This window comes from Streptococcus infantis ATCC 700779 (assembly GCF_000187465.1).
Classification (GTDB): Bacteria; Bacillota; Bacilli; order Lactobacillales; family Streptococcaceae; genus Streptococcus; species Streptococcus infantis.
The window spans coordinates 1,723,903-1,748,471 of sequence record NZ_GL732439.1; the positions used below are offsets into that span (position 1 = coordinate 1,723,903).

General features: G+C 40.3%; 36 protein-coding genes and 1 tRNA gene. 22 read left to right on the top strand and 15 right to left on the bottom strand.

Going from position 1 to position 24,569, the window contains the following annotated elements; genetic code table 11:
- Positions 1 to 51 precede the first annotated feature (51 nt).
- The 4 genes from HMPREF9423_RS10850 to HMPREF9423_RS10865 all read left to right on the top strand — a co-directional run bounded on the left by HMPREF9423_RS10850 (position 52) and on the right by HMPREF9423_RS10865 (position 2,737).
- Positions 52 to 192 (top strand): type A2 lanthipeptide, encoded by a 141-nt coding sequence (locus HMPREF9423_RS10850; RefSeq protein WP_006149380.1) that lies wholly within the window; start codon positions 52 to 54, stop codon positions 190 to 192.
- A gap of 153 nt (positions 193 to 345) precedes the next feature.
- Positions 346 to 1,257 carry an ABC transporter ATP-binding protein gene (locus tag HMPREF9423_RS10855; RefSeq protein WP_006149382.1) on the top strand — a complete coding sequence of 304 codons (912 nt, stop codon included), beginning with the start codon at positions 346 to 348 and terminating at the stop codon, positions 1,255 to 1,257.
- Positions 1,258 to 1,262: 5 nt separating this feature from the next.
- Complete coding sequence (locus tag HMPREF9423_RS10860) at positions 1,263 to 2,012, top strand: ABC transporter permease (protein ID WP_029689695.1); 750 nt, start codon at positions 1,263 to 1,265, stop codon at positions 2,010 to 2,012.
- Positions 2,009 to 2,737: an ABC transporter permease gene (locus HMPREF9423_RS10865; protein ID WP_006149384.1), complete on the top strand. Its 729-nt coding sequence runs from the start codon at positions 2,009 to 2,011 to the stop codon at positions 2,735 to 2,737. The genes HMPREF9423_RS10860 and HMPREF9423_RS10865 overlap by 4 nt, the downstream gene beginning before the upstream one ends.
- A 91-nt stretch (positions 2,738 to 2,828) precedes the next feature.
- On the opposite strand, the gene HMPREF9423_RS10870 is transcribed toward HMPREF9423_RS10865, so the two are convergent.
- The gene (locus tag HMPREF9423_RS10870) at positions 2,829 to 3,338 is read right to left on the bottom strand and encodes a helix-turn-helix domain-containing protein (RefSeq protein WP_006149385.1); all 510 of its coding nucleotides are present in this window, start codon (positions 3,336 to 3,338) and stop codon (positions 2,829 to 2,831) included.
- Between the two features lie 208 nt (positions 3,339 to 3,546).
- On the opposite strand from HMPREF9423_RS10870, the gene HMPREF9423_RS12785 reads away from it, so the two are divergent.
- The 4 genes from HMPREF9423_RS12785 to HMPREF9423_RS10890 are packed head-to-tail and all read left to right on the top strand — an operon-like array spanning position 3,547 to position 6,093.
- Positions 3,547 to 3,729, top strand: a complete 183-nt coding sequence (locus HMPREF9423_RS12785) for a hypothetical protein (protein ID WP_006149386.1) — start codon at positions 3,547 to 3,549, stop codon at positions 3,727 to 3,729.
- 45 nt (positions 3,730 to 3,774) lie between these two features.
- Positions 3,775 to 4,752 carry a hypothetical protein gene (locus HMPREF9423_RS10880; protein WP_006149387.1) on the top strand — a complete coding sequence of 326 codons (978 nt, stop codon included), beginning with the start codon at positions 3,775 to 3,777 and terminating at the stop codon, positions 4,750 to 4,752.
- A gap of 11 nt (positions 4,753 to 4,763) precedes the next feature.
- A complete protein-coding gene (locus tag HMPREF9423_RS10885) occupies positions 4,764 to 4,952 on the top strand; it encodes a DUF3173 domain-containing protein (RefSeq protein ID WP_000369785.1) in 189 nt (62 codons plus the stop codon).
- A 1-nt stretch (position 4,953) separates the two neighbouring features.
- Positions 4,954 to 6,093, top strand: coding sequence for a site-specific integrase (locus HMPREF9423_RS10890; protein ID WP_006149388.1), 1,140 nt, complete (start codon positions 4,954 to 4,956; stop codon positions 6,091 to 6,093).
- Positions 6,094 to 6,179: 86 nt separating this feature from the next.
- Here the strand turns inward: HMPREF9423_RS10890 and HMPREF9423_RS10895 are convergent.
- Together HMPREF9423_RS10895 and HMPREF9423_RS10900 are read right to left on the bottom strand one after the other, a co-directional pair.
- A tRNA-Lys gene (locus HMPREF9423_RS10895) sits at positions 6,180 to 6,252 on the bottom strand.
- Positions 6,253 to 6,514: 262 nt separating this feature from the next.
- A complete protein-coding gene (locus HMPREF9423_RS10900; RefSeq protein WP_006155879.1) occupies positions 6,515 to 7,786 on the bottom strand; it encodes a replication-associated recombination protein A in 1,272 nt (423 codons plus the stop codon).
- A gap of 115 nt (positions 7,787 to 7,901) precedes the next feature.
- On the opposite strand from HMPREF9423_RS10900, the gene HMPREF9423_RS10905 reads away from it, so the two are divergent.
- From HMPREF9423_RS10905 to HMPREF9423_RS10925, 5 genes are all read left to right on the top strand, one after another.
- Positions 7,902 to 8,372: a DUF3013 family protein gene (locus HMPREF9423_RS10905; RefSeq protein WP_006149390.1), complete on the top strand. Its 471-nt coding sequence runs from the start codon at positions 7,902 to 7,904 to the stop codon at positions 8,370 to 8,372.
- Positions 8,373 to 8,381: 9 nt separating this feature from the next.
- Positions 8,382 to 8,810 carry an NUDIX hydrolase gene (locus tag HMPREF9423_RS10910; protein ID WP_006149391.1) on the top strand — a complete coding sequence of 143 codons (429 nt, stop codon included), beginning with the start codon at positions 8,382 to 8,384 and terminating at the stop codon, positions 8,808 to 8,810.
- Positions 8,807 to 9,280: a GNAT family N-acetyltransferase gene (locus HMPREF9423_RS10915; RefSeq protein ID WP_006149392.1), complete on the top strand. Its 474-nt coding sequence runs from the start codon at positions 8,807 to 8,809 to the stop codon at positions 9,278 to 9,280. Before HMPREF9423_RS10910 ends, HMPREF9423_RS10915 begins: the two co-directional genes overlap by 4 nt.
- A gap of 137 nt (positions 9,281 to 9,417) precedes the next feature.
- On the top strand, positions 9,418 to 10,368 hold the full coding sequence (gene prmA, locus HMPREF9423_RS10920; protein ID WP_025170220.1) for a 50S ribosomal protein L11 methyltransferase: 951 nt from the start codon (positions 9,418 to 9,420) through the stop codon (positions 10,366 to 10,368).
- A gap of 1 nt (position 10,369) precedes the next feature.
- Complete coding sequence (locus tag HMPREF9423_RS10925) at positions 10,370 to 11,113, top strand: 16S rRNA (uracil(1498)-N(3))-methyltransferase (protein WP_006149394.1); 744 nt, start codon at positions 10,370 to 10,372, stop codon at positions 11,111 to 11,113.
- 313 nt (positions 11,114 to 11,426) lie between these two features.
- Here HMPREF9423_RS10925 and HMPREF9423_RS10930 read toward each other — a convergent pair whose 3' ends face one another.
- The gene (locus HMPREF9423_RS10930) at positions 11,427 to 12,191 is read right to left on the bottom strand and encodes a (S)-acetoin forming diacetyl reductase (protein ID WP_004250763.1); all 765 of its coding nucleotides are present in this window, start codon (positions 12,189 to 12,191) and stop codon (positions 11,427 to 11,429) included.
- A gap of 247 nt (positions 12,192 to 12,438) precedes the next feature.
- Between HMPREF9423_RS10930 and HMPREF9423_RS12790 the strand changes: the two genes are divergently transcribed.
- Complete coding sequence (locus HMPREF9423_RS12790; protein WP_338060541.1) at positions 12,439 to 12,543, top strand: oligoendopeptidase F; 105 nt, start codon at positions 12,439 to 12,441, stop codon at positions 12,541 to 12,543.
- Between the two features lie 41 nt (positions 12,544 to 12,584).
- On the opposite strand, the gene HMPREF9423_RS0102280 is transcribed toward HMPREF9423_RS12790, so the two are convergent.
- A complete protein-coding gene (locus tag HMPREF9423_RS0102280; protein ID WP_006155881.1) occupies positions 12,585 to 12,974 on the bottom strand; it encodes a nuclear transport factor 2 family protein in 390 nt (129 codons plus the stop codon).
- Positions 12,975 to 13,125: 151 nt separating this feature from the next.
- Here HMPREF9423_RS0102280 and HMPREF9423_RS10935 point away from each other — a divergent pair, with 151 nt between their 5' ends.
- A complete protein-coding gene (locus HMPREF9423_RS10935) occupies positions 13,126 to 13,473 on the top strand; it encodes a winged helix-turn-helix transcriptional regulator (RefSeq protein WP_006149398.1) in 348 nt (115 codons plus the stop codon).
- A gap of 145 nt (positions 13,474 to 13,618) precedes the next feature.
- Positions 13,619 to 14,287 (top strand): MIP/aquaporin family protein, encoded by a 669-nt coding sequence (locus HMPREF9423_RS10940; RefSeq protein WP_006149399.1) that lies wholly within the window; start codon positions 13,619 to 13,621, stop codon positions 14,285 to 14,287.
- Between the two features lie 216 nt (positions 14,288 to 14,503).
- Here HMPREF9423_RS10940 and queF read toward each other — a convergent pair whose 3' ends face one another.
- From queF to HMPREF9423_RS10975, 7 genes are all read right to left on the bottom strand, one after another.
- Positions 14,504 to 14,995 (bottom strand): preQ(1) synthase, encoded by a 492-nt coding sequence (gene queF / locus HMPREF9423_RS12555; RefSeq protein WP_000082589.1) that lies wholly within the window; start codon positions 14,993 to 14,995, stop codon positions 14,504 to 14,506.
- 18 nt (positions 14,996 to 15,013) lie between these two features.
- Positions 15,014 to 15,730, bottom strand: a complete 717-nt coding sequence (gene queE, locus HMPREF9423_RS12560; protein ID WP_006149401.1) for a 7-carboxy-7-deazaguanine synthase QueE — start codon at positions 15,728 to 15,730, stop codon at positions 15,014 to 15,016.
- Positions 15,723 to 16,166, bottom strand: a complete 444-nt coding sequence (queD, locus tag HMPREF9423_RS10955) for a 6-carboxytetrahydropterin synthase QueD (protein WP_006149402.1) — start codon at positions 16,164 to 16,166, stop codon at positions 15,723 to 15,725. Before queD ends, queE begins: the two co-directional genes overlap by 8 nt.
- The gene (gene queC, locus HMPREF9423_RS10960) at positions 16,166 to 16,819 is read right to left on the bottom strand and encodes a 7-cyano-7-deazaguanine synthase QueC (RefSeq protein WP_006149403.1); all 654 of its coding nucleotides are present in this window, start codon (positions 16,817 to 16,819) and stop codon (positions 16,166 to 16,168) included. The genes queD and queC overlap by 1 nt, the downstream gene beginning before the upstream one ends.
- A 202-nt stretch (positions 16,820 to 17,021) precedes the next feature.
- Entirely contained in the window at positions 17,022 to 17,336 is a 315-nt protein-coding gene (trxA, locus tag HMPREF9423_RS10965) for a thioredoxin (RefSeq protein ID WP_001029581.1), read from the bottom strand.
- A gap of 14 nt (positions 17,337 to 17,350) precedes the next feature.
- Entirely contained in the window at positions 17,351 to 17,572 is a 222-nt protein-coding gene (locus tag HMPREF9423_RS10970; RefSeq protein WP_006149404.1) for a DUF4649 family protein, read from the bottom strand.
- Positions 17,573 to 17,667: 95 nt separating this feature from the next.
- Positions 17,668 to 18,048 carry a MarR family winged helix-turn-helix transcriptional regulator gene (locus tag HMPREF9423_RS10975; protein WP_006149405.1) on the bottom strand — a complete coding sequence of 127 codons (381 nt, stop codon included), beginning with the start codon at positions 18,046 to 18,048 and terminating at the stop codon, positions 17,668 to 17,670.
- Positions 18,049 to 18,228: 180 nt separating this feature from the next.
- Here HMPREF9423_RS10975 and HMPREF9423_RS10980 point away from each other — a divergent pair, with 180 nt between their 5' ends.
- Positions 18,229 to 18,603, top strand: a complete 375-nt coding sequence (locus tag HMPREF9423_RS10980) for a CidA/LrgA family protein (protein ID WP_004250774.1) — start codon at positions 18,229 to 18,231, stop codon at positions 18,601 to 18,603.
- The gene (locus HMPREF9423_RS10985; protein WP_006149406.1) at positions 18,600 to 19,295 is read left to right on the top strand and encodes an LrgB family protein; all 696 of its coding nucleotides are present in this window, start codon (positions 18,600 to 18,602) and stop codon (positions 19,293 to 19,295) included. Before HMPREF9423_RS10980 ends, HMPREF9423_RS10985 begins: the two co-directional genes overlap by 4 nt.
- A gap of 69 nt (positions 19,296 to 19,364) precedes the next feature.
- Here the strand turns inward: HMPREF9423_RS10985 and HMPREF9423_RS10990 are convergent, their stop codons facing one another.
- Genes HMPREF9423_RS10990 through HMPREF9423_RS11000 form a run of 3 tightly spaced genes read right to left on the bottom strand, consistent with a single transcriptional unit; the run spans position 19,365 to position 21,176 of the window.
- Positions 19,365 to 20,096, bottom strand: a complete 732-nt coding sequence (locus HMPREF9423_RS10990) for a hypothetical protein (protein ID WP_006149407.1) — start codon at positions 20,094 to 20,096, stop codon at positions 19,365 to 19,367.
- Positions 20,097 to 20,111: 15 nt separating this feature from the next.
- Positions 20,112 to 20,807: an ABC transporter ATP-binding protein gene (locus HMPREF9423_RS10995; RefSeq protein WP_006149408.1), complete on the bottom strand. Its 696-nt coding sequence runs from the start codon at positions 20,805 to 20,807 to the stop codon at positions 20,112 to 20,114.
- 3 nt (positions 20,808 to 20,810) lie between these two features.
- Positions 20,811 to 21,176 carry a GntR family transcriptional regulator gene (locus tag HMPREF9423_RS11000; RefSeq protein ID WP_006149409.1) on the bottom strand — a complete coding sequence of 122 codons (366 nt, stop codon included), beginning with the start codon at positions 21,174 to 21,176 and terminating at the stop codon, positions 20,811 to 20,813.
- Between the two features lie 142 nt (positions 21,177 to 21,318).
- Here HMPREF9423_RS11000 and nrdR point away from each other — a divergent pair, with 142 nt between their 5' ends.
- The 4 genes from nrdR to HMPREF9423_RS11020 are packed head-to-tail and all read left to right on the top strand — an operon-like array spanning position 21,319 to position 24,569.
- A complete protein-coding gene (gene nrdR / locus HMPREF9423_RS11005) occupies positions 21,319 to 21,792 on the top strand; it encodes a transcriptional regulator NrdR (protein WP_004250782.1) in 474 nt (157 codons plus the stop codon).
- A complete protein-coding gene (locus tag HMPREF9423_RS11010) occupies positions 21,793 to 22,962 on the top strand; it encodes a replication initiation and membrane attachment family protein (protein WP_006149411.1) in 1,170 nt (389 codons plus the stop codon).
- Complete coding sequence (gene dnaI / locus HMPREF9423_RS11015; protein ID WP_006149412.1) at positions 22,963 to 23,859, top strand: primosomal protein DnaI; 897 nt, start codon at positions 22,963 to 22,965, stop codon at positions 23,857 to 23,859.
- The gene (locus tag HMPREF9423_RS11020; RefSeq protein WP_006149413.1) at positions 23,856 to 24,569 is read left to right on the top strand and encodes an NADPH-dependent oxidoreductase; all 714 of its coding nucleotides are present in this window, start codon (positions 23,856 to 23,858) and stop codon (positions 24,567 to 24,569) included. Before dnaI ends, HMPREF9423_RS11020 begins: the two co-directional genes overlap by 4 nt.

Sequence of the window (24,569 nt, forward strand, 5' to 3'; positions counted from 1 at the left end):
CCTAGATAGAGATACTTCTCAAATTAATTTTAATCAGTGAGGTATTTCCAAATGGTTAAACAACAAATGAATCTCGTTGAGATTGAAGCAATGAATTCTCTTCAAGAATTGACTCTTGAAGAACTTGATAACGTTCTTGGTGCTGGTGGTGGAGTAATCCAAATCCATTTTATTCAGACAAAACAATGGTAATAGTGACTCACCAATTAGATATTGTGAATTATGTTGATTCTATCATTTTTGTTGATAAGAGTAGTAGAGATGTTATCAAAGATACTCATGATAATTTGATTCATGGAAATCAAAATTATAGAAAATTTTTTAGTTTAATGGAGGAAGTTCATAATGATTAGTAATGTTTTACAGATAAAAAACTTACAAAAGGAATTTAAGGACACTCAGGTAGTTAACCTTAGTTCCTTATCAGTTCAACAAGGTGAGATTTATGGTTTTCTAGGTCCAAATGGAGCTGGGAAAACAACCACCATGAAGATGATTTTGTCTTTGATTTCTCGTACAGCTGGGGATATTGAAGTGTTCGGTCAATCCATAGGTACGGACAAGCAGTATCTTAATCAGATTGGCTCTATGATTGAAGAACCGTCTTATTATCCTAATTTGACAGGCTATGAAAATCTCTTGGTTTTCCAAAAAATCCTTGGATTTGATAAGAAAAATATTCAGGAAACCTTGAAAATTGTTGGGTTAGATCAACCTAAAAACAAGAAAAAATTGGTTAAAGATTATTCTCTGGGTATGAAACAGCGTTTGGCTTTAGCCTTTGCCTTAGTCAAGAAACCGCGTTTGTTGATACTGGATGAACCAACTAACGGGCTAGACCCAGCAGGGATTCATGAAATTCGGGAACTGATTATCAAGTTGGCAAAAGAACAGGGCATTACTGTCTTCATCTCTACCCATATCCTTTCTGAAGTAGAGCATATCGCTGACCGTGTAGGGATTATCAATCATGGTCAACTCGTTTACGAGGGAGAAATTCGTAAAATTCAGTCCAATAAATGGCTGGAAGTGCGTGGGGATTTTAGAGGTCGACGTGAAGCCATTAGCCAAGTGTTATTTGGTTATCCGTGCAAGATGTTAGAAATACATGAGGATAAACTCAAGCTGACTAACCTTGCCGACCAGCAGATTTCTAGTTTGTTACGAGATTTAATAGTCGAGGAAGTTCCAATTTATGAAGTGAAGCAAGAACAAGAAACCTTGGAATCTATCTTCCTCAACTTAACCAAGGAGTGAGTCTTATGTTGAATAATTTGTCTATTGAATTGCTCAAGGCAAAACGAACCAAATCCTTCTTCATTATCATACTAGTTATGGGAGTCGGATTTGCTTGGGCAATTGCAGCCGCTACACGTTACCTAAGTAATCCAGACATGCACCAGATTAACCTAATTTTCTATATGATAAAAGAAGTAAATGGCTTGATTCTCCCTATCGTGATTGCTCTCTTTGTATCCCGGATTGTCAAGAACGAGAAGGAGGGCAACACTTTCAAACTGCTTTTGGCAAATGGTGAAAATGTACGGCATATCTTTCTGAGTAAGCTTGGCCTGACTATGTTCGTTTTGACCTTTCTCGCTATTTTGGAGGGAGTAGTAGTCCAGTTGATTGCAAACTTTTCTGGTCTAGAAATGCCTGTTAGCCTAATCCTCTGGCAAATCGTCATTTTCTTGCTAGCATCTTTTGTCTTAACCTGTCTGTTTTTGACTTTGCAGTTTTTACTGAAAAAGCAGGCATTGATAATGGCATTAGGGATTTTCGGAGGATTTCTTGGAGTTGGATTTGGTCATGCAACAGCTTTTCTACAGCTGATTTTCCCATTTGGTGGTATAGCATATCTGTCTCTGGTGGATTACCAGAAAGTCGCCAGTCAAGTGAGTTATGTTTTGGCGACAAACCTAGGATTTAAACTCTTTACATATTTGCCAATAGCCCTAATCTATCTCTTCTTATCTCTCTATCTAGTTGAAAAGAAAGGAGGCAAGCTATGATGTCTTATCTATCAGTAGAATGGCGGAAAACCCAAAAATTTTCCATGTTGATGATTGGTATTTTCTTCTTAGCTTTTTGTAGCCTGATTGGTCTTGGTATTTACTTAGGTGCAGCTTATTCTATGGTTGCAGAAAGTGAAAAAGTGCCTGTTTTATGGGGACAATTGACCTTCTATTATAGCCAGCTTTTCTTTCCGATTTTGGTCAGCATTTATGTAGCCATGATGTTAGGAAAAGAGTTTGATAGGAAAAATATTGAATTTCTCAGAGCTAATAATGTCAGTCTTGGGAAATTATTGTTGGCAAAAGAAATAGTAATTATCTTGTTTATTGCTGTTTTACAGTTGTTCTTGTTTGGTATTTTTTATGTCAGTGCTCACCTAATTCATTTAGAAATTTCTAATTTGTTCACCTACCTTAAGTGGGATTTATTGGGGATTTTTGGAACAATTAGTATGATGGCAGTACAGTTTTTTGTGACAGCTAAAACTCGTGTTTTTAGTAAATCTGTGGGAATTGGTTCTATTGGTACTTTCGTAGGATTCATGATGATTTTTGTATCTGATAAATTATCTTTAATCTATCCCTACTCCCAAGCTATGGTGGCAATGCGGTCACGGAATTTGATAGACTTTAATTTAGTGGAAATATTGCTGTTTATCATTGTAAATATTCTTCTGTGGGGGATTTTTCATACATTGAGTAATAAAGAATTGCATAAGTAATGCGAAGACTCTTAGGGGTCTCAGATTGAAGACAAAGTCCTTAGAAGTTATACTTCATAGAAAAAGCGAGCCTAAAACTCGCTTTTTTTATTTAATCTAATAGCTCCTTATTTTCAATTAAGAGTTCTAGTGGAGATTTTTCTCTTGCTACAATAAAACCAGGTTCATATTGGGTATGAAGTGTTCTTTTCTGAGAAGTTGGATCAATATACAACTCTTTTCCATCTTCTGTGTATAGTTGGTTGCCTCTTGTTAGGTAAAGTAAATCCTCTAAGTGTTGTCCATTAGTATGTAGGAAATGCTCGATGTATTTGACAGCTTTTAAAATCTCACTTACTTTATCAGAGTATTCATTCGATTCAAGAACACTCTTTTCTAACTCAATCTCTTTACTAGTTCCAAATAGTTGGGTTGGAGTTGCGTTAAAATATTCTGCTATCTTATCCAAATTTGCAAAGGTAGGATAGCTTTTTTGTTTTTCGTAATCAGAGATGGACTGTTTACCGATTCCTAAATCTTCAGCTAGTTGAGTTTGGCTTACTCCTTTTTCTATGCGTAGTCGTGCCAAATTGGGTCCAAAATTTTGAATAATAAAGGTCATGGGAAACTCCTATTTTTATTTTTAACTTATTTTATCACCTATAAACTTACAAATCAAGTTTTTGGTTGACTAATTAAAATATTTTTTATAAAATATATTTATAACTTATAAATAAGTTATAAATAATACAAAAATAGCTCGTAAGTTTAGGATTGGTGAGTGGGGAGGAAGTTGAGGACGAGACTATGACTTATGACTATTCGAAGCCTTGGAGCTAGAAATTGTGTGGACAAGGACAAGGGACGAGCCTGACGGGAAGTCAGGCGAAGTCCTGCAGACTGCCGTCCAGACAATTTCTAGCCAAGCAAAAGCTGGCTATTCTAACAGCCAGCAAAAAGGTACACTTAGGGCAGCGCCCAAAGAACGACGGAACGAACAAACGTTGATTTGACGGTGTTTCTGAGACCTAAAAAATCTAAAAGAAAGGGGGACAATTTTGTTGGTTTCTATACAAGATTTAAGAAGTATTCAAGAACGATGTGATGTAGGAGAATTAGTACAGCGGTTAGATGTCAGTATTGATAGATTAACGGTTATCTGGGATACAGACATTGGTTCCCTAAGACGAATTTTCAAAAATCTGAAACAGGCAATAAGTACAAGAGTTGATTCATTTGAAATACATGATAACGTACGAGATGATGTCTTTACTTTAGTTAAAGTTTTTAATGAGTATGATTCAATCAATATTATATTTTTCCAATTATCCACTTATGGAAATGAACAATTGATTCGAATTGATTTTAATCCTAATACTTTAAAAGAATTTGGTGGAATGAAAGTATGGAGGCAATTAATGTACTTTGCTCGATTGAATTCATTGACGGTACGCTTGTCTCGTTTTGATTTGGCATTTGACATTTTCAACAGGCCTGAAATCGTTAATTTGCAACATATTAAAGGTGGTGTTACCCATAAGGCCTTCTATGGTAGAGGGGGTGAATTAGAGACGAAATATTGGGGTTCTAGCGGTAGTAATGTACAAGTTAGGTTATATGATAAGAATAAAGAAATCATTGCTCACAAGCGCGAAGAGAAGCTAGATTTGGCTGTAAATCCGTTTTGGTGGAGACTAGAGTTCCAACTCAGAACCAAAGCGATTGGTGAGGAGATGGTCCAAGATGTTATGAATCGTCTTGATAATTTCGGATTTTATAAGCTAGAACATATTCGAGTGGAGCAAAGAGCATTTACAATTATCTTTCTCAACAATCCTGAACTGTTATCATTGGCTTTTCCAAATTTAAAATCAGACAGCATCAAAAAGAAAAAAACAAGAGTCCGCAAACTATTGAGAGAAGAAACGAATCAATTTGCGGAAGAACTAAAAGAAGTATTAATACAGAATCTCCCTAAATTAAATGCAGATTTACAACTACTTGTAGGCGAGTTTCTGAATTTAGAAAATAAATAAGGAGGATAACTATGGACAATAATTTAATTAGTAACAAAGAATTAATTGAAATGGGCTATCGCCCTCATACAGCAAATGATATCATTCATCAGGCAAGAGAATTACTTGTCTCACGAGGCTATACATTTTATAATCGCAAACGTTTGATGGTTGTTCCAAAAAGTGTTGTAAATGAGATTCTAGGAACTGAGGTGGCGTAATATGGCAAGTGTTCGTTATCGAAAGCGAGGAGATAGTAATTTATGGACCTATGAAATTCGTAACGAAGGAAAAACTGTTGTTCATAATAGTGGTTTTAAAACAAAAAAACTTGCAGAGACAGAAGCTGAGCCGATTCTGCAAGAACTTCGTTTAGGAAAAAGAATTTCTAGAGATATTTCTCTTGTCGATCTATATCAAGAATGGCTTGAACTAAAAATTCTACCGAGTAGTAGGTCGGAAGAGACAAAGAAAAAATATCTTCTCCGTAAAAACACAATTGAAAGATTATTTGGAAATAAAAAAGTCACTCAAATTCGTGCGAGTGAATACCAAAGAATTATGAATAAGTATGGGCAGACGGTTGGTAGAAATTTTCTTGGTAGATTGAATACTGGGATTCATCAGAGCATCCAAATGGCAATTGCAGACAAAGTTCTAATAGATGATTTTACACAACATGTCGAGTTATTTTCATCCAAAGAACAACAGATGACAGAAGAGAAATATTTACATACAGAAAAGGACTATCTGGATTTACTTTTAGCAGTAAAGAAAAAATTTGATTACCAACGTTCAATTGTTCCTTATATCGTCTATTTTCTATTAAAAACAGGCATGAGGTTTGGAGAGTTAATAGCGTTAACTTGGAATGAAGTTGACTTTGACAGAGGACTGCTAAAAACATATAGGAGGTTCAATACCCTTTCTCATAAATTTGTCCCTCCAAAAAATAAAACGTCTATTCGGATGGTACCGATAGACGAAGAATGTATTAAGATATTACAAGTCCTAAAAATTGAACAAGAGAAAGCTAATAAAGAGCTAGGAATCAAGAATAGGTATAAAATGATTTTTCAGCATTATGGATATATTCACTTGGTACCAGACATTGCAAGTGTCAATAAAGCTTTGAGTGTTCTTTTAAATGAATTAGATATTTATCCAATTATCACGACAAAAGGAGCACGTCATACCTATGGAAGCTACCTCTGGCACAAAGGATTTGACCTTGGAGTTATTGCAAAAATTCTAGGGCATAGAGATATTTCAATGTTAGTAGAAGTATATGGACACACTTTAGAAGAGAAAATTTTTGAAGAATTTAATCAAATTAGAGATGTCTGGAAAGATTGCTCATAAAAAAATGTGGGGCAAATGATGGGGCAAATCAGTTATAGACAAGCAAAAAAGCCTTATAAATCAAGGCTTTTTCCTGTTGATTTAGATGCCCCCTGCAGGGCTCGAACCTGCGACCCATAGATTAAGAGTCTACTGCTCTACCAACTGAGCTAAGGAGGCAAATAAAAAGCTGTATTGGTGCCGAAACTTCACGGTTTGTATTGAACCCGCGCAATTAAGCAGGTGGGCAACTCGCTCTAACTGAAGCTGTTTCCGTGTGAGACGGCCTACATGCTGTTAGAAGACTTTTGTTTCCCTAATAATACAAAAAATAGTCGGTCAACACTTAAATGTGAAGTCGTACACCACAGCGTTTCTATGATTATATGATACCACTTTTTCAAAAAAAATCAAGGGAAAATTAAAATTTTTGAAAAGGATTTCACAAGTTTCGTAATTTATCAATGGTTTCCTTGCGTTGAGCCAGGGCCCGTTCGTATTTTCCACTATCTTCTGGAGAAAAGTAGTGATGGTCACGGATTTTTTCTGGTAGGTATTCTTGCTTGACCCAGTGACCAGGATAATTATGTGGATAGAGATAATTTTGGGCGTTACCTAGTTCCTTGCTGCCGCTATAATGTCCATCTCGCAAGTGACGCGGAATCGGCAGATGCCCCGATGTTTTAAGGTCAGACAAGGCCTTATCTATAGCCATGTAGGCTGAGTTAGACTTAGGTGAAAGTGCCAGATCAATGACGACATTGGCAATGAGAATACGAGCTTCTGGGAAACCGATTCTTTGCGCAGCATCCAAAGCAGTTACGGTATGAATCTGAGCTTCGGGATTGGCTAAGCCAATATCTTCATAAGCAATCACAGTCAAACGACGAGCTAGGCTAGGAAGATCACCAGCTTCTATCAAGCGAGCAGCATAGTGGAGACTAGCATCGACATCGGATCCACGGATGGATTTTTGCAGGGCAGAGAGAACGTCATAGTGTCCATCTCCATCCTTGTCCATAGTGATGTAGCTTCTCTGAAGACTATTTTCCATGATGTCGAGCGTGATGTGACGGACACCGTCATCATTTTCTGGGGTGGAGAGAACTGCCAAATCAAGCGAATTGAAGGCAGAACGGAGATCTCCATTGGTAGATGTTGCGATAAAATCAAGGGCATCATCATCTAACTCAACAGGGAAATCAAAACCTCTTTCAGGGTCAGTCAGGGCTATTTGAACGGCCTCTTTAACATCTTGGTTAGACAAGGGTTCCAACTCAAAAATCTGAACACGACTGCGGATGGCTGGAGTTACAGAAAAGAAAGGATTTTCAGTTGTCGCCCCGATCATGATGACTAGACCACTTTCTAAGAGAGGAAGGAGGAAGTCTTGTTTAGTCTTGTCAAGACGATGAATCTCGTCTAGTAGCAGTACAAGGCCACCTGAGAATTTAGCTTCCTCAGCGATTTCTTGGAGGCGTTTTTTACTATCAACTGTGGCATTGAAGGTCCGAAAAGCATACTTGGTCGTTCCAGCGATGGCCGAAGCGATACTGGTTTTTCCAATACCCGGAGGTCCATAGAGAATCATGGAGGACAGGCGGTTGGCTTCCACCATGCGGCGGATGATTTTTCCGGGTCCGACCAGATGCTCTTGACCGATGACCTGATCGATGGTTTGGGGGCGCATACGAAATGCGAGATTGTCTGGCATAGCAGTCCTTTCTAACATGGATTTTCTGATACGAATGTGGTAATATGGTAGTATCTATTTTAGCATATTTCCGAGTATTCGGGGCGATTGAAGAGTCGTATAGAAAGAGGACAAAATGGCAACATATGGATTTTTAGATGTTTTACAAGAAGAGTTGGACAAGAACTTTCCTTTTGATTATGAGATTAGCTGGGACAAGCGCAATCATGCGGTTGAAGTGAGTTTTCTATTAGAGGCACAAAATGCTGCAGGGGTGGAGATGTTAGATGAAGACGGAGAGGTTTCGTCAGATGATATCCTTTTTGAAGAAGCGGTACTTTTTTACAACCCTGCCAAGTCAACTGTTAATGAAGAAGACTATCTCACGGTCATCCCTTACCTGCCGAAGAAAGGTTTTTCTCGTGAATTTTTAGCTTATTTTGCGCTATTCCTTAAAGATACTGCAGAGGTTGGACTAGATGCCCTCATGGACTTTTTGGAAGACCCAGAAGCAGAAGAATTTGTCATGGAATGGAACCAAGAAGTCTTTGAAGAAGGGAAAGTCGGTTTGGAAGAAGGAGAATTTTACCCTTATCCGAGATACTAGGAGCTTGTAGTGGACGTAGATATTTTAGATTTCACAGGCTGCAAAATTGCTCTATTTTGCGGAGATAAGCTACTGACCATCTTGCGTGATGACAAGGAAAATATCCCTTGGCCAAATATGTGGGAGTTGCCAGGTGGTGGTCGTGAAGGGGACGAAAGCCCATTTGAATGCGCGGCGCGTGAAGTTTATGAGGAACTAGGCATTTACTTGACCGAAGATTGCCTGCTCTGGAGCAAGGTCTATCCCAGCATGCTCTATGAAGGCAGACAGTCAGTATTTATGGTCGGTCAGTTAAGTCAGGATCAGTTTGACAGTATTGTCTTTGGAGATGAAGGTCAGGCCTATAAACTGATGAACATTGAGGAATTTTTGACATCCAGTAAAGTAGTGCCTCAGCTACAGGGGAGATTGAGGGATTATTTGGAGGAGAGTTTATGATAAGACTTGAACGAACAGGAGCAGAGGATTTAGAGGACGTCATTGCGATTCAAATAGCTAGCTTTAAGGCTGTATATGACAAATACCAAGATGAATATGATCCCTATCTGGAGGACCGTGAACGAATTAAGTGGAAACTAGTCGAGCGTCCCAATAGCTATTACTACTTTGTCAAAGAAAACGAAGATAAAATTGGATTTCTTCGAATTCAGACCAATGACGAGTTAACGAAAGCTTGGTTAGGAACGGCAGCGATTTTACCTCCCTATCAAGGAAAAGGGTATGGATCTAAAGGTTTAAGCTTGCTGGAAAAAGAATTTCCAACCATCACACAATGGGATTTGTGTACGGTATTACAGGATGCGGGAATGGTTGCCTTCTACAAGAAAAATGGCTACCGTCAAACTCATATCGAGCCTGAAAAAGAAGGTATGGATATGGTCTACATGAAAAAATTGATTGACAAATAGAAAGGATGGTTCAGTTAAATTTCTAAACTGAACCCGCCCTAAACACGGTGCCAAAAAGATAAACTTCTCTTAGACACAAACGTCTTCAGAGAGTTTCTTATTTTGGCTTTGTGTTTTACGGGCTTGGTATCTTAATGATGGAAACATGGCAAGAGTTAAAAGTTACAGTCAAGCGTGAGGGAGAGGAGTTGGTTTCCAATCTCTTGATCGAGTTAGGTGCCCAAGGGGTAGCAATTGAAGATAGCATGGACTATATTGGAAATGTGGACCGCTTCGGTGAGATTTTCCCTGAGGTCGAGCAACAAGAAGAAATCGTGGTCACGGCCTACTATCCGGAAACGGTTGATGTGGCAACGGTTGAAGCGGACTTGCAGGCTCGCTTAGCAGAATTGACGGACTTTATGGACTTAGGAGAAGTCAAGATTGGGACGACTGCCTTGGCTGAGGAAGACTGGGCAGACAACTGGAAGAAATACTATGAACCAGCTCGCATTACCCATGACCTGACCATCGTGCCGTCATGGACAGACTATGAGGCGACGGCGGGAGAAAAGATTATCAAGCTGGATCCTGGTATGGCCTTTGGAACAGGAACCCACCCAACAACCAAGATGAGCCTCTTTGCCTTGGAACAAGTTCTTCGTGGTGGCGAGACAGTGTTAGATGTAGGGACTGGTTCCGGTGTCCTTTCTATTGCTAGCTCACTTCTGGGTGCTAAGGAAATCTTTGCCTATGATCTGGATGATGTAGCGGTTCGAGTTGCTCAGGAAAATATTGAGCTCAATCCTGGCATGGAAAATATCCATGTAGCGCCAGGCGATTTGCTTAAGGGTGTTGAGATTGAAGCAGACGTTATCGTCGCTAATATCTTGGCGGATATCCTTATCCATCTGACGGACGATGCTTATCGCTTGGTCAAGGATGAAGGCTACCTGATCATGAGTGGCATTATCAAGGATAAGTGGAACATGGTGCGTGAGTCAGCAGAAGCAGCTGGATTTTTCCTTGAAACCCACATGATCCAAGGGGAGTGGAATGCCTGTGTCTTCAAAAAAACTAAGGATATCTCTGGTGTGATTGGAGGCTAGCATGCAACAGTATTTTGTCAAGGGGAGTGCAATCTCTCCTGTCACTATCGAGGACAAGGAAACCAGCAAGCACATGTTTCAGGTTATGCGCCTGAAAGAAGATGATGAGGTTACTTTGGTCTTTGATGATGGCATCAAGCGCTTGGCGCGCGTGGTCAATGTGGAGGCGCGTAAGTTGGAGCTAATTGGGGAATTGGCTGACAATGTGGAACTGCCAGTCCAAGTGACCATTGCCTCTGGCTTTCCCAAGGGAGATAAGCTAGAGTTCATCACTCAAAAGGTGACGGAACTCGGTGCCAGTCAGATTTGGGCCTTTCCTGCAGATTGGTCAGTTGCCAAGTGGGATGGCAAGAAACTGGGTAAAAAGGTCGAAAAACTAGAAAAAATCGCCCTTGGAGCAGCAGAACAAAGCAAGCGGAATTTGGTACCGAGCATTACCCTTTTTGAAAAAAAGGCAGACTTTTTAGCTCAGTTCGACCAGTTTGATCGTATCGTGGTAGCTTACGAAGAGTCAGCTAAAGAAGGAGAATCAGCAGCCCTCATCCAAGCTGTCGCTGGTCTTGAAAAAGGAGCTAAACTGCTTTTTATCTTTGGTCCAGAAGGAGGTCTCTCACCTGCTGAAATTGAATCTTTTGAAGCTAAAGGAGCAGTTCTAGCAGGACTTGGACCTCGCATCCTACGAGCCGAAACAGCGCCACTTTACGCCTTATCTGCCATAAGTGTTTTGCTTGAATTGAAAAAATAAGAGACTATGAAAAAATCGCCTAGAAAAGGTGATTTTTTATGCTCTTGAAATGGCGCGTGAAAGAGTCAATAAACGTATCCATGGCGGCAATGGGAATCTTTAATTTTTTGATGATTTCGCAGAAAAAATGGATATCCAAACTGTTCCTAATCTTGTGTTCTATTAAAACAGGGAGAATCACACTATTTAGAGCAGGAGAGTATTTCTAGTCTTGAAGAAAGATTATTTTCACTAACAAAAAAATGACTCTGGAAATTGAAATCGTAGAGATGATAAAAGAGGTTGGATTATTTTCCAACCTCTTTTTTTTATCTTAATGGAATTGCATACCACCATCGACGATAATGGTTTGACCTGTAATGTAGTTTGAATCTGGTCCAGCAAGGAAGCTAACCGCTGCAGCGACATCTTCTGGCTCAGATAGGCGTTTCAATGTAATATCTTTTGCGAATGTTTGCATACCCCATTCGTCGTCTTTTCCTGCATTTTTCCCAACTTCGTGAGCGATATCATACATCATTGGTGTTTTAACGATACCTGGAGCATAAGCGTTAACAGTGATGCCTGAATCAGCTAAGTCACGTGCCAATGTTTGAGTAATACCACGAACAGCGAATTTTGTACCACCATAAACAGTCAAGTTTGGATTTCCAACAACACCTGCTTGAGAAGTAGCGTTGATGATTTTACCACCGTGACCAAGTGCTTTGAATTGAGCTTGAGCAGCTTGTGCTCCCCAGATTACCCCACCGACGTTAATAGCAAAGGTACGATTGAACTGTTCTTCTGTAATCGTATCTAGAGGTGTAGTCGGAGCGACACCAGCGTTGTTTACCACAACGTTCAAGTCTCCGAAATGGTCTACAACTTTTTGGAAAGCTGCAGCAACCTCTGCTTGTTTAGACACATCTGCTACAACAGCTAAAGCATTCTCTGCTGACAACTCAGCAACTGCTTTTTCAGCTGTTTCAGCATTGTAGTCTAATACCCCAACCTTAAAACCATCTTGGACCAAGCGTTTTGCGATTGCAAAACCGATTCCTTGACCTGCACCTGTAACAATAGCTACTTTAGACATATGATTCCTCCTTTGGTATCCGTGATACCATTTCAACGTTCATAAAAGAACAGCAAAGGGTTATAAGTGAGTTGTGATAGACTCTAAAAGAAGTCCTATCGCTTTTTAGTATACAACTTTGTGAAATTTGTGTCAAACAAAGACTGGTTTTTGGAAAAAATTAACCCTCTAAGAGTGAAAAAACTATCTGAGACTGGAGCTGAAGACTGGCTCAATCTCCTCAAATCAGGTGCCACTTGAGTCTGCTGTGATTATCGGAGCAGATATCTCAACTGATAAACCTCTCCGCGATACCATTCAGTTCTTGTCTGATACGGCTGATCAGATTATCGCCTACAGTGCTGAGTTATGAGTATAAGCAAAAACAGATTGGATTTTTCCAATCTGTTTTGCTTATCCCCAAAAGCTATCTTCTTCAGCTTGATCTGAAGAGAAGAGCCAAACTTCTTTGATTTTCCCGTCTTCAATACGGAAGAGGTCAATCCCGTTCATATTGAGTTCAGTACCATCAGCACGTGTTCCAAGAAAAGTAACATTGGCTGCGATTAAATCCTTATTGTCAGAAACCCAATTTGTTATCACCTTAAAGGTTCCATTAGTTTTCTCAGCAAATGTAGCTAGGTGAGATCCTAGTTGGTCCTTACCAACAACTGTACCAGATATACTATGAGTACCAGGTTGATGCCAGACAATATCGTCTGCCATTGTTTCAAAGACACCAGGAAAGTCACTAGCAATTAAAGCTTGGTTATAAGCATTGAAAATTTCTAAGTTTGTTGACATATATTTTCTCCATTTCTTTTTTATGATATAATTGTAACAGTTACAATCGAAAAAACAAGTAGACACTTTTTCGATAGCTAGTATCAAAAGTAGTACTATTATTGATACTAAAAGATAAATTTTTTTTAAAAAAATAGAAAGAAGGTATTTTATGACCAATAAAGTGAGTGAGTATGGTATTTGTCCATTCGCGACAACGCAGAGGGTTTTAACGGGGAAATGGGCACTGGTAATCATTTATCAGTTGAGTACGGGTACTAAACGATTTAAAGAATTGCAGAGATTATTGCCTGGGATTACTCAAACTATTTTGACACGTCATCTACGTCAATTAGAAAAGGATAAGATTATTCAACGAAAGGTCTATGCGGAAGTTCCCCCACGAGTTGAGTACAGCTTAACCGAAATGGGACAGGAATTCAGAGTTGTTTTAGATGCTGTCGAGAAATGGGGTCTGGATTATATCAAGTTGCTAAATGCTAGTGAGATAAGTGACTGATAAGCTCTATAGAGGAAATGTATTTTTCTGTTTAATTCCTCAATTAAAAGATAGTAAGGCAAACCATTATTTTCCAAGCACATTTCTTGAAACCCTTTCCTCCTTCTGATAGACTAATACATAGTTTGAAAAAAGGAGACTTAATATGAAAAAATTTGTTGCTGAATTGATCGGTACTTTTATGCTTGTGTTCATCGGAACAGGAGCTGTTGTTTTTGGAAATGGTGTTGAAGGACTTGGACACCTTGGAATTGCTCTTGCCTTTGGTTTGGCAATCGTAGTCGCAGCTTTCTCAATCGGAACTGTTTCAGGTGCTCACTTGAACCCAGCTGTTTCTATCGCTATGTTTGTTAATAAACGTTTGTCATCTTCAGAGCTTGTAAACTACATCCTTGGTCAAGTAGTCGGTGCTTTCCTTGCGTCAGGAACTGTATTCTTCCTCTTGGCAAATTCAGGTATGTCAACTGCAAGTCTTGGTGAAAATGCCTTGGCAAACGGTGTAACCGTCTTTGGTGGTTTCTTGTTTGAAACAATCGCAACATTCTTGTTTGTTTTGGTAATCATGACTGTAACTTCAGCAAGCAAAGGGAATGGCGCAATCGCTGGTTTGGTGATCGGTTTGTCATTGACAGCTTTGATTCTAGCTGGCTTGAACATCACTGGACTTTCAGTAAACCCAGCTCGTAGCTTGGCTCCTGCTGTATTGGTAGGTGGCGTAGCTCTTCAACAAGTTTGGATTTTCATCCTTGCACCAATCGTTGGTGGAGTTCTTGCAGCCCTTGTTGCTAAAAACTTCCTTGGAACTGAAGAATAATTGAAACTTAAAAAGCCTTGCTTCTCATCTTGAGGAACAGGGCTTTTTCGTATGATACTCTTCGAAAACCTCTTCAAACCACGTCAGCTCTATCTGCAACCTCAAAACAGTGTTTTGAGCTGACTTCGTCAGTCTTATCCACAACCTCAAAGCAGTGCTTTGAGCAGCCTGCGGCTAGCTTCCTAGTTTGCTCTTTGATTTTCATTAAGTATGAGTTTAACGGTTGTCAATTTTCTCTGGATAGAGGTCGTGTTGGAAGAGGCGTTGTTCTGCCAAGCCTTCATACTTGGTTCCAGGTCTACCGTAGTTGTAGTAGGGGTCGATCGAAATACCACCACGTGGGGTGAATTTGCCCCAGACTTCTAAATAGCGAGGGTCTAGCAAGTTGACCAAGTCTTTCCCGATGGTGTTGATACAGTTTTCATGAAAATCTCCATGGTTTCGGTAGCTAAAGAGGTAGAGTTTGAGGGATTTTGACTCGACACAGAGCTTGTCAGGAATGTAGGAAATATAAATAGTTGCAAAGTCTGGCTGAGCAGTGATGGGACAAAGTGAGGTAAATTCAGGGCAGTTGAACTTGATGAAATAGTCATTTTCCACATGACGATTGTCAAAGGATTCGAGGACTTCGGGTTGATATTCGAAAATGTAGTTTGTTTCTTTGTTGCCGAGGAGGCTGAGGTTTTTCATTTCTTCTTGTTGTGACATGATTTTTTCTTTCTAATCTTAAACACCACGTTGGTTGTCGTAGAGGAGGGTATGGAGTTGAGGAAGGACGCGGACATTGCCCCAGCTATCGTCGGCAGCGACACGTTCCCAGAGTTCTTTGAGGCGGTCCAGTTGGTCTTGGACAATATTGCCTGTAGCCTTGGGCTCAGGATTTCCCGCCGATAAGAAGAGGACATCTGGTTTGTAACGTTCTTGAATATTTTTGGCGAAGGCTAGATCTGCATCATCAAAGACAGGGATTTTAAAGGTGACTTTGTCTGGATCTAGTTGGGAAACGATAAAGTCCAAGGTCTCAAAGTTGACTTCCATCTTGGAGGAAGGAGGCTTAGGACTCAGAGTGACTTGGTCGATATCTTTTAACCAATTTTGCCAGCGAGATCCCTGGGTTTCAACGGCAAGAGTGATACCACGTTCCTTGAGTTTGGTGACCAGTTGAGCCATGTTGGCTGCTAGGATAGCAGGATTTCCCCCAGATAGGGTGACATAGTCGTAGCTTCCTAGTTTATCTAACTCAGCGATTACTTCATCAGCTGTCATGCGAGTTGGTTTTTCAGAACCATCCCAAGTAAAGGCAGAGTCGCACCAGTCGCAGTGGTAGTCGCAACCAGCAGTGCGGACAAACATGGTTTTCTGGCCAATAGCACGACCTTCACCTTGAAAGGTAGGCCCAAAAATTTCTAGAACTGGTAGTTTGAGGACACGTTCCTTAGTCATCTAACCACTCCCGTCTAAACTCTGCAAAGGCAGTCGGAGTTTCATAGAGGCGAACATATTCCAAACGGAGACCGCGCTCGCCTGGCAACTCTTGGCTCATGGTTTGGAAAATCCAGTAAACCATATTTTCAGCAGTCGTATTCATGTAGGGCAGGGTTTCATTGAGATAGCGATGATCCAAGTGGGGCTCTAAGTAGTCCTTGTAGATAGCCTTGATGTCTCCGAAATCGTAGGTCATACCTCTATCATCTAAAAACCCACTGACAGCGATTTGCAGATGATAGGTGTGACCATGTAGGGATTTGCATTTTCCTTCATAGTGAAAGAGGTGGTGGGCAGCATCAAAGGTAAATTCTTTTGAGACTAAGGTTCTGTGAGGATTGTAGACAAGAGATTCCCCAGTTTCTTGTTTGATTTCTTTGGGGGCAAAAAACATCAGGCCTCTCCTTTCTGAGAGAGATAAACCTCTAAACCATGTTGGCGTAGATGGCAGGCAGGACAATCTCCACAACCAGTACCGATAATCCCATTGTAGCAGGTCAAGGTCTTCTCACGAACGTAGTCAAAGGCACCAAGTTGGTCAGCTAATTCCCAAGTTTCAGCCTTGTCTAGCCACATGAGAGGCGTTTGGATCACAAAGTCGTAATCCATAGCAAGGTTGAGCGTGACATTGAGTGATTTGACAAAGACATCCCGACAGTCAGGATAACCTGAGAAGTCTGTTTCGCACACTCCTGTCACGATATCTGTAATTCCACGCTGCTTGGCAAGGACTGCCGCAAAGGACAGAAAGAGATGATTGCGACCGTCAACGAAGGTATTAGGAACCTCTCCTTCTTTTTGCTCAATTTCTAAATCTGAAGTCAAGGCATTTTCAGTAATTTGTCCTAGCAGAGACATATCTAGGATATGATGACGAATTCCTTGTTCCTCAGAGATTTCTTTGGCCACTTGAATTTCTAAATGGTGGCGTTGACCGTAGGCAAAGGTAACGGCTTCGACCCTTTCATAGTGTTGCTTGGCCCAGAAAAGGCAGGTTGTTGAATCTTGACCGCCACTAAAGACGACCAAGGCTGATTGACGTTTCATAGTACTCCTTCCAAAATGGGAAATGTTCAGAGCATGCAAAAAGCTCCCCAGAGGGAGCTAAAAAATACCAAGTAGAGGTTTTTTTTAGCGATGGCATGTCCCAAACATCGTAATATTCTAGTTACAGTCTAGCATATTTTTTGAAAAATGGCAAAGGGCACGAAAAAAGAGACCAAATGAATGCACTTGGTCTCTCCTTTGATTAGCTTAATTCAGCAACGATGGCTTTGATTTGTTCTGCAGTGTGGACACCTGCAACTTGTTTAACAACTTGTCCATCTTTCTTGAAGAGAAGAGTAGGGATAGACATGATACCAAATGCACGAGCTGTGTTTGGATTTTCGTCAACGTCCATTTTAACGATCTTCAAGACATCTTCTGAAAGTTCTTCAGACAATTTGTCCAAGATTGGACCTTGCATACGACATGGACCACACCAAGTTGCCCAGAAGTCTACCAAGACCAATCCGTCTTTAGTTTCTTGTTCAAATGTTGCATCTGTAATTGCTTTTGCCATAGTATTTCTCCTTTTTAATTATATTGGCTTAAATCTTGTTTCATGAGATAGAAGAAAACATCTCCATAAGTCCCATGGTAGTCCAAATCATGCCCCTTGTAGGTTACTTTTTGGACAGGGTAGTAGTCTGCGACACCAATCAGGCAGGCATGTTGAGAACGTTCAAATTCCTCGTATGACTCGAAGGTCATGATTCTCTCTTGCTTGCTGGCATCAAGATAAGTGATTTCAATCATAGGATTCTCCTTTGCTAAATCATATCTTCATTTTACTCCTTGGAAAAAGGAATGTCAAGAAAATTGCTTGCGCACGCAAGTTTTTTGTAAAAATTTTAGGAAAGCCAACTTGCTTTTGTTTCAAGGCTTTCTTCTACAGCCTTTTGTAGATAGGCAAGAGTTGTCTGACCCTCCTTAGTGAGGCAGATAAAACTAGCTCGCTTATCCTGGTCACAACATCTCCGACTAAGTAAAGCACAGTTTTTGGCTTCTAAGCGTGCCACCATTCGTGATACAGCACTTGGACTCAGATGGAGTTTGTCAGGCAGGTCAATCTGTCTCAAAGATTTTTCTTGAGCCTGATTTAAAAAGTGCAAGAGATAGAATTCTTTGAGCGTTAGGCTTTGGTCACTCTGCTCAGCAATCGTTTGCTCTAAAAGAGCTTCTAGCTCTACTTGTCGGCGGTTGAAGTCAAACCATTTTTCTAAGTAAGTCATATCAATCTCCTTTCTATATGGTAGTTATAAACAGATTTGCCTATCTGAGATGCTTGCGCACGCAATTAGTATACAACTTTTTGGAATAGATAGCAAGAAGGATGTTTCTTGTGCATTTCCTTGAAATTTTCTGAAAAAAGAGTAAACTGGTATGCAGAAAGTCTATTTGTGGAGTAAACGATGAAATTATATGTTCAGTTAATGATTCTCTTTGTCATTTCACTGATTGGTGAGGGAATCTCTAGCTTTTTCCATTTGCCTATTCCTGGAAGCATTATCGGTTTGATTATTTTATTTTTAGCCTTGCAGTTCAAGTGGTTGCGGGTACGTCATGTCAACATGGTTGGGAATTTTCTCCTAGCTAATATGACTATCCTCTTTCTACCTCCTGCAGTTGGTATTATGGAGAAATTTGATGTGATTGCTCCCTATTTATTGCCCATTGTCTTGATTGTCTTTTTTGCAGCAGTTATCAATATAATCTTGATTGCGCTTGTAGTTCAGTTTATCAAAAAGCGTTATGAAGGAGATTACGAAGAAAGAGGTGCCAAATGAGCGAATTTGTATCCAATCCACTTTTTGGGATAGCCTTGTCCATTTTGGCTTATCTTGGAGGCATGATTATCTTTAGACGGTACCCTCATCCTCTGACCACTCCCTTGCTGCTAGCAACTTTATTTATCATTGTTTTTCTAAAACTGACTGGTATTTCTTATGTTGCCTATTATCAAGGCGGGGTCTACCTCAATAACTTGATTGTTCCTTCAACAGTAGCTTTAGGAATTCCTCTTTATAAGAGTTTTCACCTCATGAAACACCATGTTAGAAGTATTCTACTCAGCAGTTTCCTTGCTGTTGTTGTAAATACAGTTTTTACAGCTTTAGTTGCAAAATTTTTCGGTATGGATTTCTTCTTGGCGATTTCGCTTTTCCCAAAGTCTGTAACGACGGCCATGGCAGTTGGAATTACGGATAAGCTACAAGGGATAGCGACGATCACCTTGGTAGTTGTGGTAGCAACTGGCATTTTGACTAGCGTTATTGGACCAACACTTCTAAAATGGCTAAAAATTGACGATCCAGTAGCTGCTGGTCTTGCTCTTGGAGGAACTGGTCACGCAGTTGGGACTGGAACAGCTTTTCGTTATGGAGCTGTTGCGGGGGCTATGGGTGGCCTGGCTATCGGTGTCACCGGTATTCTCTATGTATTTGTAAGTCCCATCGTAGCAGGTTTGATATTGAGTTAAAAAATAATAATGTTATATTTCTTTGTGTAAAAAGAAGCCCCTAGCTTTATTTGCTAGGGGCTTCATTCATTATTGTAAGTTTACTTTGTTCTTTAAAATATAGTAGGTTCCGAGATAGAAGCCGACGCTAAGGATTAAGTCTTTAAAAATTTCAAAGGATAATACCCAATTGTAGTCGAAATCGATGCGAAGATTTAGGGTGATAAAACCAAGGACTATTTGGATAGCGATGTAGGCGACAACCGCAAGAGCTGTACGGTATTCATTAAAGAGTTGACCGATAGAGATAGAAAAGTAGATACAAAGGATACTTGCAAGAGTGTTAACGATATAGGAAATCAAGGCTAACCAGAAATCATCTCGATAATTTTTGAGAATAAACTCGGCAACGTTGGATATTAAGACGTCTGGTTGAATCATGGACATGATGATGTAAAGACTAAAAAGGAAAACCACTGTACTTGCCAAAGACCAAACAAAGGCTCCAAGAAGTTTAGCGGAGAGGATCTGGTGTTCAGATACTGGCAGGGTTAGGGTTAGATAGCCATGACGATCATAAACGCTTCCCTTAAACCGTTGAATAATCAAAATCAGGGTTGAGATACTCAAAGTAATAACCAGACCCCCAAAAACCAGAGATAGAAATACTAACATGACAACACCCTTGTCTTGATAATAGGTGCTTGTAAGGGTGCTGCCCTGAATTCCTATTATGACAGATAGGGATAGTACAGCAGCATAGAGGGCTAAAAACCATTTGTTGACATTTTTAAATTCATAACGAACTAAATTCCAAAACATAAGAATCTCCTTTAACTAGGCTTTGAATTCGTGACGGAAGAGCTGGTCGATAGACTCTCCTGATTCGTAGCGAATATCATCTACATTTCCTTGACGGACAACTTTTCCATCCTTGAGGAAGACAATCTCATCCAAGATTGGTTCGATATCTGAAATCAAGTGAGTTGAAATCAAGACAGTCGAAGTTGGAGAGTAGTTGTTGATGATGGTGTTCAAGATATAGTCACGAGCCGCAGGATCGACACCACCGATTGGTTCATCAAGGACGTATAGACGAGCATCACGACTCATGACCAGAATCAACTGAACTTTTTCTTTGTTCCCTTTTGAGAGTTTCTTGAAACGGCTATTTTCATCGATACCAAGGTCACGCAGAAGATTTTGGGCGCGTTCTAGATTGAAGTCTTGGTAGAAAGTCTTGAAATAGGTAAGAGCCTCTTTAACCTTCATTTGCTCGTTGAGATAGGTCGTATCAGGCAAATAAGAAACAATCGCTTTAGTTGCTGGACTTGGCTCCATGCCATTGATCAGAATACGCCCTTGTTCAGGTTGAAGTAAACCGTTGATGAGTTTAATCAGGGTTGTTTTTCCGGAACCGTTTGGGCCAAGGAGACCCACAATCTTTCCTGCTGGAATTTCAAGGGAAACATTTTGAAGAGCAGGGCTTGCTCCATAGAATTTTGAAACATTTTCAAACGTTAACAAGGTCATAGTCTAAACTCCTTCAATATAATCTCTCAAAACAGTTGGTAGTTCTTCTTTTTCATAGCCAAATTCTACCATGCCTGTTACAAACTGTTGCAACTGTTCTTCAGAAAGTTGCTTTCGGGATTGGAGAATTAAGTCCAAATCCTCGGTGACAAAACGCCCTGCAGTCCTCTTGGTGTATACGAAGCCTTCTCTTTCTAAGTCTGATAGGGCACGTTGGATGGTATTAGGATTGACCCCAGCCTCGCTAGCCAGTTCTCTGACAGTTGGCAGTTGTTGGTTGGGTTCTAGTTTATGAGAAACGATTTGCAGTTTGATCTTATCCATTATCTGCAAATAAATGGGTTTGTTGTTATCAAATGTCCATGACATCACGGTCTCCTTTCTACAACTTCTTTTTGTGTCACTTAGATAATACAACTAAACAAAAAACTTGTCAAGCCAAAAGGAGAATTATTTTGGGAATTGCTTAAAAAATGGTATAATGAAAAGGAAACGACAAGGAGGGGAAGGCATGCGTTGTCCAAAATGTGGCGCTACAAAATCAAGTGTTATCGATAGCCGTCAGGCTGAAGAAGGAAATACGATTAGAAGAAGACGTGAGTGTGAAGAATGTCAACATCGTTTTACGACCTATGAACGTGTAGAAGAGAGAACGCTGGTTGTGGTCAAGAAGGATGGCACACGGGAGCAGTTCTCCAGAGATAAAATCTTTAACGGGATTATTCGTTCGGCTCAAAAACGTCCTGTGTCTAGTGATGAGATTGGCATGGTGGTCAATCGCATCGAACAAAAACTCCTCAGTCGCAATGATAATGAAATTCAAAGTGAAGATATTGGTTCTCTGGTCATGGAAGAATTGGCTGAACTGGATGAAATCACTTACGTTCGTTTCGCCAGCGTCTATCGTAGCTTTAAAGACGTGAGTGAACTCGAAAATCTTCTCAAACAAATTACGCAATCTTCAAAGAAGAAAAAGGAAAAATAAATGAAGCCTAATGATCGTTTTTCTTTTCTAAAGAATAATCGGGTGTCGCAAGATCCCACAACTTTGGTGCAGTGCTACCTCCCGATTATCGGTCAGGATGCGCTGAGTCTTTACCTTTATACCTTAGCTTTTTGGGATGATGGACAAAAAGAACACCTGTTTGCAGCTATCCTCAATCATCTCAATTTTGGGATGGACAGGCTATTAAAGGCTTTTAAAATCTTATCAGCCTTCAATTTGGTTACCCTTTATCAAAAGGGTGACGGTTATGAACTTGCTATTCATCCAACGCTTTCTAGCTCAGATTTCTTGCGTCATACGGTTTATCGTACCTTATTGGAGAAAAAAATCGGTGAGCCAGCAGTTTCTGATTTGCGCCAAGAGCAGGCAGGCGGAGAGCCTTTGACTGTTCCTTTGAGTCAGGCCTTTCCAGAGATAGAAGAATTGGCTAGTCATGATGAGACACCAGTAAAAGCTGATTTTAAAAATGATTTTGATTTGGAGCATTTTCGTCAGCTCATGGCGAGAGATAAACTCCGTTTCCAAGATGAACAGTCAGATGTCTTGGAGTTATTTAAAATTGCTGATGAGAAAAAATGGACCTGGTTTGAAACCTATCAACTAGCTAAAGGAACAGCTGTTTCACAAGTTATTTCTGTCAAGCGCATGCGTGAAAAATTAGCGCAAGAGTCTGTTGCATCGGACTTTAGTCCCCAAGAAGCGACCATTATCCGAGAAGCTAAAAGTAAAACTGCCCTGCAATTTTTAGCGGGGATCAAACAAACCCTAAATGCTGGAATTATCCAAGCCGAACGCGATTTGTTAAAACAGATGGCGGACTTGGGCTTGCTTGATGAAGTCATTAATGTTGTTATACTTTTGACCTTCAATAAGGTTGATTCGGCCAATCTCAATGAAAAATATGCCATGAAAGTGGCTAATGATTACTCTTATAACAAGATTCGTTCTGCTGAGGAAGCTGTACTTCGAATCAGAGAGAAAAATCAAAAGGGGCAGGAACAAAAATCAGCGAAGCCAAGCCAAGCCAAAAGCAATGTCCCAAAATGGAGTAATCCAGAATATAAAAATGAAACTAGCGAAGAAACTCGCTTGGAGTTAGAACGTAAGAAAAAAGAAATGTTAGATCGATTAGGAAAAGGAGGAGACTAGATGGAAAGTGTAGGAGATGTACTTAAAGATCATCCCAGCCGTTTTCAATATCAGGACCTGGTTCAGCAGATTGTAAAAGATCCTGATGTTGCGGCTTTTGTCCAGAAGGAATCTCTCAGTCAAGAGGAATTGAATCGTAGTATCTCTAAGTTTAACCAATACATCACCGAGCGAGATAAGTTTCTTCGCGGAGATACTGACTATATCGCGCGTGGCTATAAGCCCATTCTAGTTATGAATCATGGTTACGCAGATGTATCCTATGAGGAAACTCCGGAACTGATTGCGGCTGAGAAAGAAGCGGCTATCAAGAACCGTCTCAGACTGATTAATCTTCCAGCTAGTCTTAAAAAAGCTAGTTTGGCTCAAGTTGATTTGGATGATTTGGGACGTTTGCCAGTTTTTGAAAAGCTCTTTACCTTTGTTGAGCAATATCCAGAAGTCCGTAAAGGTCTCTATCTCTATGGAGACTTTGGAGTTGGGAAGAGCTTTATGGTAGCTGCTCTAGCCCATGATTTGTCAGAAAAACGTGGGGTTTCATCAACCCTTCTTCACTATCCTAGCTTTGTTATTGATGTCAAAAATGCTATCGGAGATGGGAATGTCAAGAATTTGGTGGATGAAATCAAGCAAGCTGAAGTCTTGATTTTGGATGATATTGGTGCCGAGCAATCAACACCTTGGGTTCGTGATGAAGTCTTGCAAGTCATTCTTCAATATCGTATGCAGGAAGATTTGCCAACCTTCTTTACCTCAAATTTCAATTTTGAAGATTTGGAAAAACATTTTGCTAAAGGCAAGAACGGAAACGATGAAACATGGGAAGCTAGACGCGTTATGGAGCGTATCCGTTATTTAGCAGAAGAAACACGACTAGAAGGAGAAAATCGCCGATGAATGAAACAATCACCTTAATGAAATCTCATACCTCGGTTCGCAGATTTAAAGAAGAAGCGATTCCTCAAGAGGACTTGAATGAGATTTTATCAGCTGCTCAAATGGCTTCTTCTTGGAAAAATTTCCAATCTTATTCTGTGATTCTAGTCAGAAATCAAGAAAAGAAAGATGCTCTTTTTGAGCTGGTTCCTCAGGAAGCGATTCGTCAGTCTGCTGCCTTCCTCCTCTTTGTAGGAGATTTAAACCGTGCAGAAAAAGGGGCTCGTCTCCATACCGATACTTTCCAACCTAAAGGGGTGGAAGGACTCCTCATTACTTCAGTAGATGCAGCCTTGGCTGGACAGAATACCTTGCTTGCGGCAGAAAGCCTTGGCTATGGTGGAGTAATCATTGGTTTAGTGCGTTACAAATCTGTTGAAATAGCAGAATTGTTCAACCTTCCTGACTATACCTACCCAGTTTTTGGGATTGCACTCGGTGTGCCTAACCAAAAACATGATGTAAAACCAAGATTGCCATTAGAGAATGTTGTTTTTGAGGAAGAATACCAAGAACAAACATCTGAGGCTATTGAAGCTTATGACCGTGTGCAGACCGAATATGCAGGAGTTCGTGCGACTACCACTTGGAGTCAACGTCTTGCAGAGCAATTCGGTCAGCCTGAACCAAGCTCAACTAGAGAAAATCTTGAACAAAAGAACTTATTATAG

Excerpts from the sequence above, each read along its gene's own strand:
- HMPREF9423_RS10855 (WP_006149382.1), top strand. The coding sequence starts at position 346 with ATGATTAGTAATGTTTTACAGATAAAAAACTTACAAAAGGAATTTAAG.
- HMPREF9423_RS10990 (WP_006149407.1), bottom strand. The coding sequence starts at position 20,096 with ATGTTTTGGAATTTAGTTCGTTATGAATTTAAAAATGTCAACAAATGG.
- HMPREF9423_RS10865 (WP_006149384.1), top strand. The coding sequence starts at position 2,009 with ATGATGTCTTATCTATCAGTAGAATGGCGGAAAACCCAAAAATTTTCC.
- HMPREF9423_RS10850 (WP_006149380.1), top strand. The coding sequence starts at position 52 with ATGGTTAAACAACAAATGAATCTCGTTGAGATTGAAGCAATGAATTCT.
- trxA (WP_001029581.1), bottom strand. The coding sequence starts at position 17,336 with ATGGCAAAAGCAATTACAGATGCAACATTTGAACAAGAAACTAAAGAC.
- HMPREF9423_RS10860 (WP_029689695.1), top strand. The coding sequence starts at position 1,263 with ATGTTGAATAATTTGTCTATTGAATTGCTCAAGGCAAAACGAACCAAA.
- prmA (WP_025170220.1), top strand. The coding sequence starts at position 9,418 with ATGGAAACATGGCAAGAGTTAAAAGTTACAGTCAAGCGTGAGGGAGAG.
- HMPREF9423_RS0102280 (WP_006155881.1), bottom strand. The coding sequence starts at position 12,974 with ATGTCAACAAACTTAGAAATTTTCAATGCTTATAACCAAGCTTTAATT.
- HMPREF9423_RS10995 (WP_006149408.1), bottom strand. The coding sequence starts at position 20,807 with ATGACCTTGTTAACGTTTGAAAATGTTTCAAAATTCTATGGAGCAAGC.
- HMPREF9423_RS10940 (WP_006149399.1), top strand. The coding sequence starts at position 13,619 with ATGAAAAAATTTGTTGCTGAATTGATCGGTACTTTTATGCTTGTGTTC.
- nrdR (WP_004250782.1), top strand. The coding sequence starts at position 21,319 with ATGCGTTGTCCAAAATGTGGCGCTACAAAATCAAGTGTTATCGATAGC.
- HMPREF9423_RS10975 (WP_006149405.1), bottom strand. The coding sequence starts at position 18,048 with ATGACTTACTTAGAAAAATGGTTTGACTTCAACCGCCGACAAGTAGAG.
- queD (WP_006149402.1), bottom strand. The coding sequence starts at position 16,166 with ATGTTTTTTGCCCCCAAAGAAATCAAACAAGAAACTGGGGAATCTCTT.
- HMPREF9423_RS10935 (WP_006149398.1), top strand. The coding sequence starts at position 13,126 with ATGACCAATAAAGTGAGTGAGTATGGTATTTGTCCATTCGCGACAACG.
- HMPREF9423_RS10905 (WP_006149390.1), top strand. The coding sequence starts at position 7,902 with ATGGCAACATATGGATTTTTAGATGTTTTACAAGAAGAGTTGGACAAG.
- HMPREF9423_RS10890 (WP_006149388.1), top strand. The coding sequence starts at position 4,954 with ATGGCAAGTGTTCGTTATCGAAAGCGAGGAGATAGTAATTTATGGACC.
- HMPREF9423_RS11000 (WP_006149409.1), bottom strand. The coding sequence starts at position 21,176 with ATGTCATGGACATTTGATAACAACAAACCCATTTATTTGCAGATAATG.
- HMPREF9423_RS10885 (WP_000369785.1), top strand. The coding sequence starts at position 4,764 with ATGGACAATAATTTAATTAGTAACAAAGAATTAATTGAAATGGGCTAT.
- queF (WP_000082589.1), bottom strand. The coding sequence starts at position 14,995 with ATGTCACAACAAGAAGAAATGAAAAACCTCAGCCTCCTCGGCAACAAA.
- HMPREF9423_RS10925 (WP_006149394.1), top strand. The coding sequence starts at position 10,370 with ATGCAACAGTATTTTGTCAAGGGGAGTGCAATCTCTCCTGTCACTATC.
- HMPREF9423_RS11020 (WP_006149413.1), top strand. The coding sequence starts at position 23,856 with ATGAATGAAACAATCACCTTAATGAAATCTCATACCTCGGTTCGCAGA.
- HMPREF9423_RS10930 (WP_004250763.1), bottom strand. The coding sequence starts at position 12,191 with ATGTCTAAAGTAGCTATTGTTACAGGTGCAGGTCAAGGAATCGGTTTT.
- HMPREF9423_RS10985 (WP_006149406.1), top strand. The coding sequence starts at position 18,600 with ATGAGCGAATTTGTATCCAATCCACTTTTTGGGATAGCCTTGTCCATT.
- dnaI (WP_006149412.1), top strand. The coding sequence starts at position 22,963 with ATGGAAAGTGTAGGAGATGTACTTAAAGATCATCCCAGCCGTTTTCAA.
- HMPREF9423_RS10970 (WP_006149404.1), bottom strand. The coding sequence starts at position 17,572 with ATGATTGAAATCACTTATCTTGATGCCAGCAAGCAAGAGAGAATCATG.
- HMPREF9423_RS10900 (WP_006155879.1), bottom strand. The coding sequence starts at position 7,786 with ATGCCAGACAATCTCGCATTTCGTATGCGCCCCCAAACCATCGATCAG.
- HMPREF9423_RS10870 (WP_006149385.1), bottom strand. The coding sequence starts at position 3,338 with ATGACCTTTATTATTCAAAATTTTGGACCCAATTTGGCACGACTACGC.
- queE (WP_006149401.1), bottom strand. The coding sequence starts at position 15,730 with ATGACTAAGGAACGTGTCCTCAAACTACCAGTTCTAGAAATTTTTGGG.
- HMPREF9423_RS10980 (WP_004250774.1), top strand. The coding sequence starts at position 18,229 with ATGAAATTATATGTTCAGTTAATGATTCTCTTTGTCATTTCACTGATT.
- HMPREF9423_RS11010 (WP_006149411.1), top strand. The coding sequence starts at position 21,793 with ATGAAGCCTAATGATCGTTTTTCTTTTCTAAAGAATAATCGGGTGTCG.
- queC (WP_006149403.1), bottom strand. The coding sequence starts at position 16,819 with ATGAAACGTCAATCAGCCTTGGTCGTCTTTAGTGGCGGTCAAGATTCA.
- HMPREF9423_RS10915 (WP_006149392.1), top strand. The coding sequence starts at position 8,807 with ATGATAAGACTTGAACGAACAGGAGCAGAGGATTTAGAGGACGTCATT.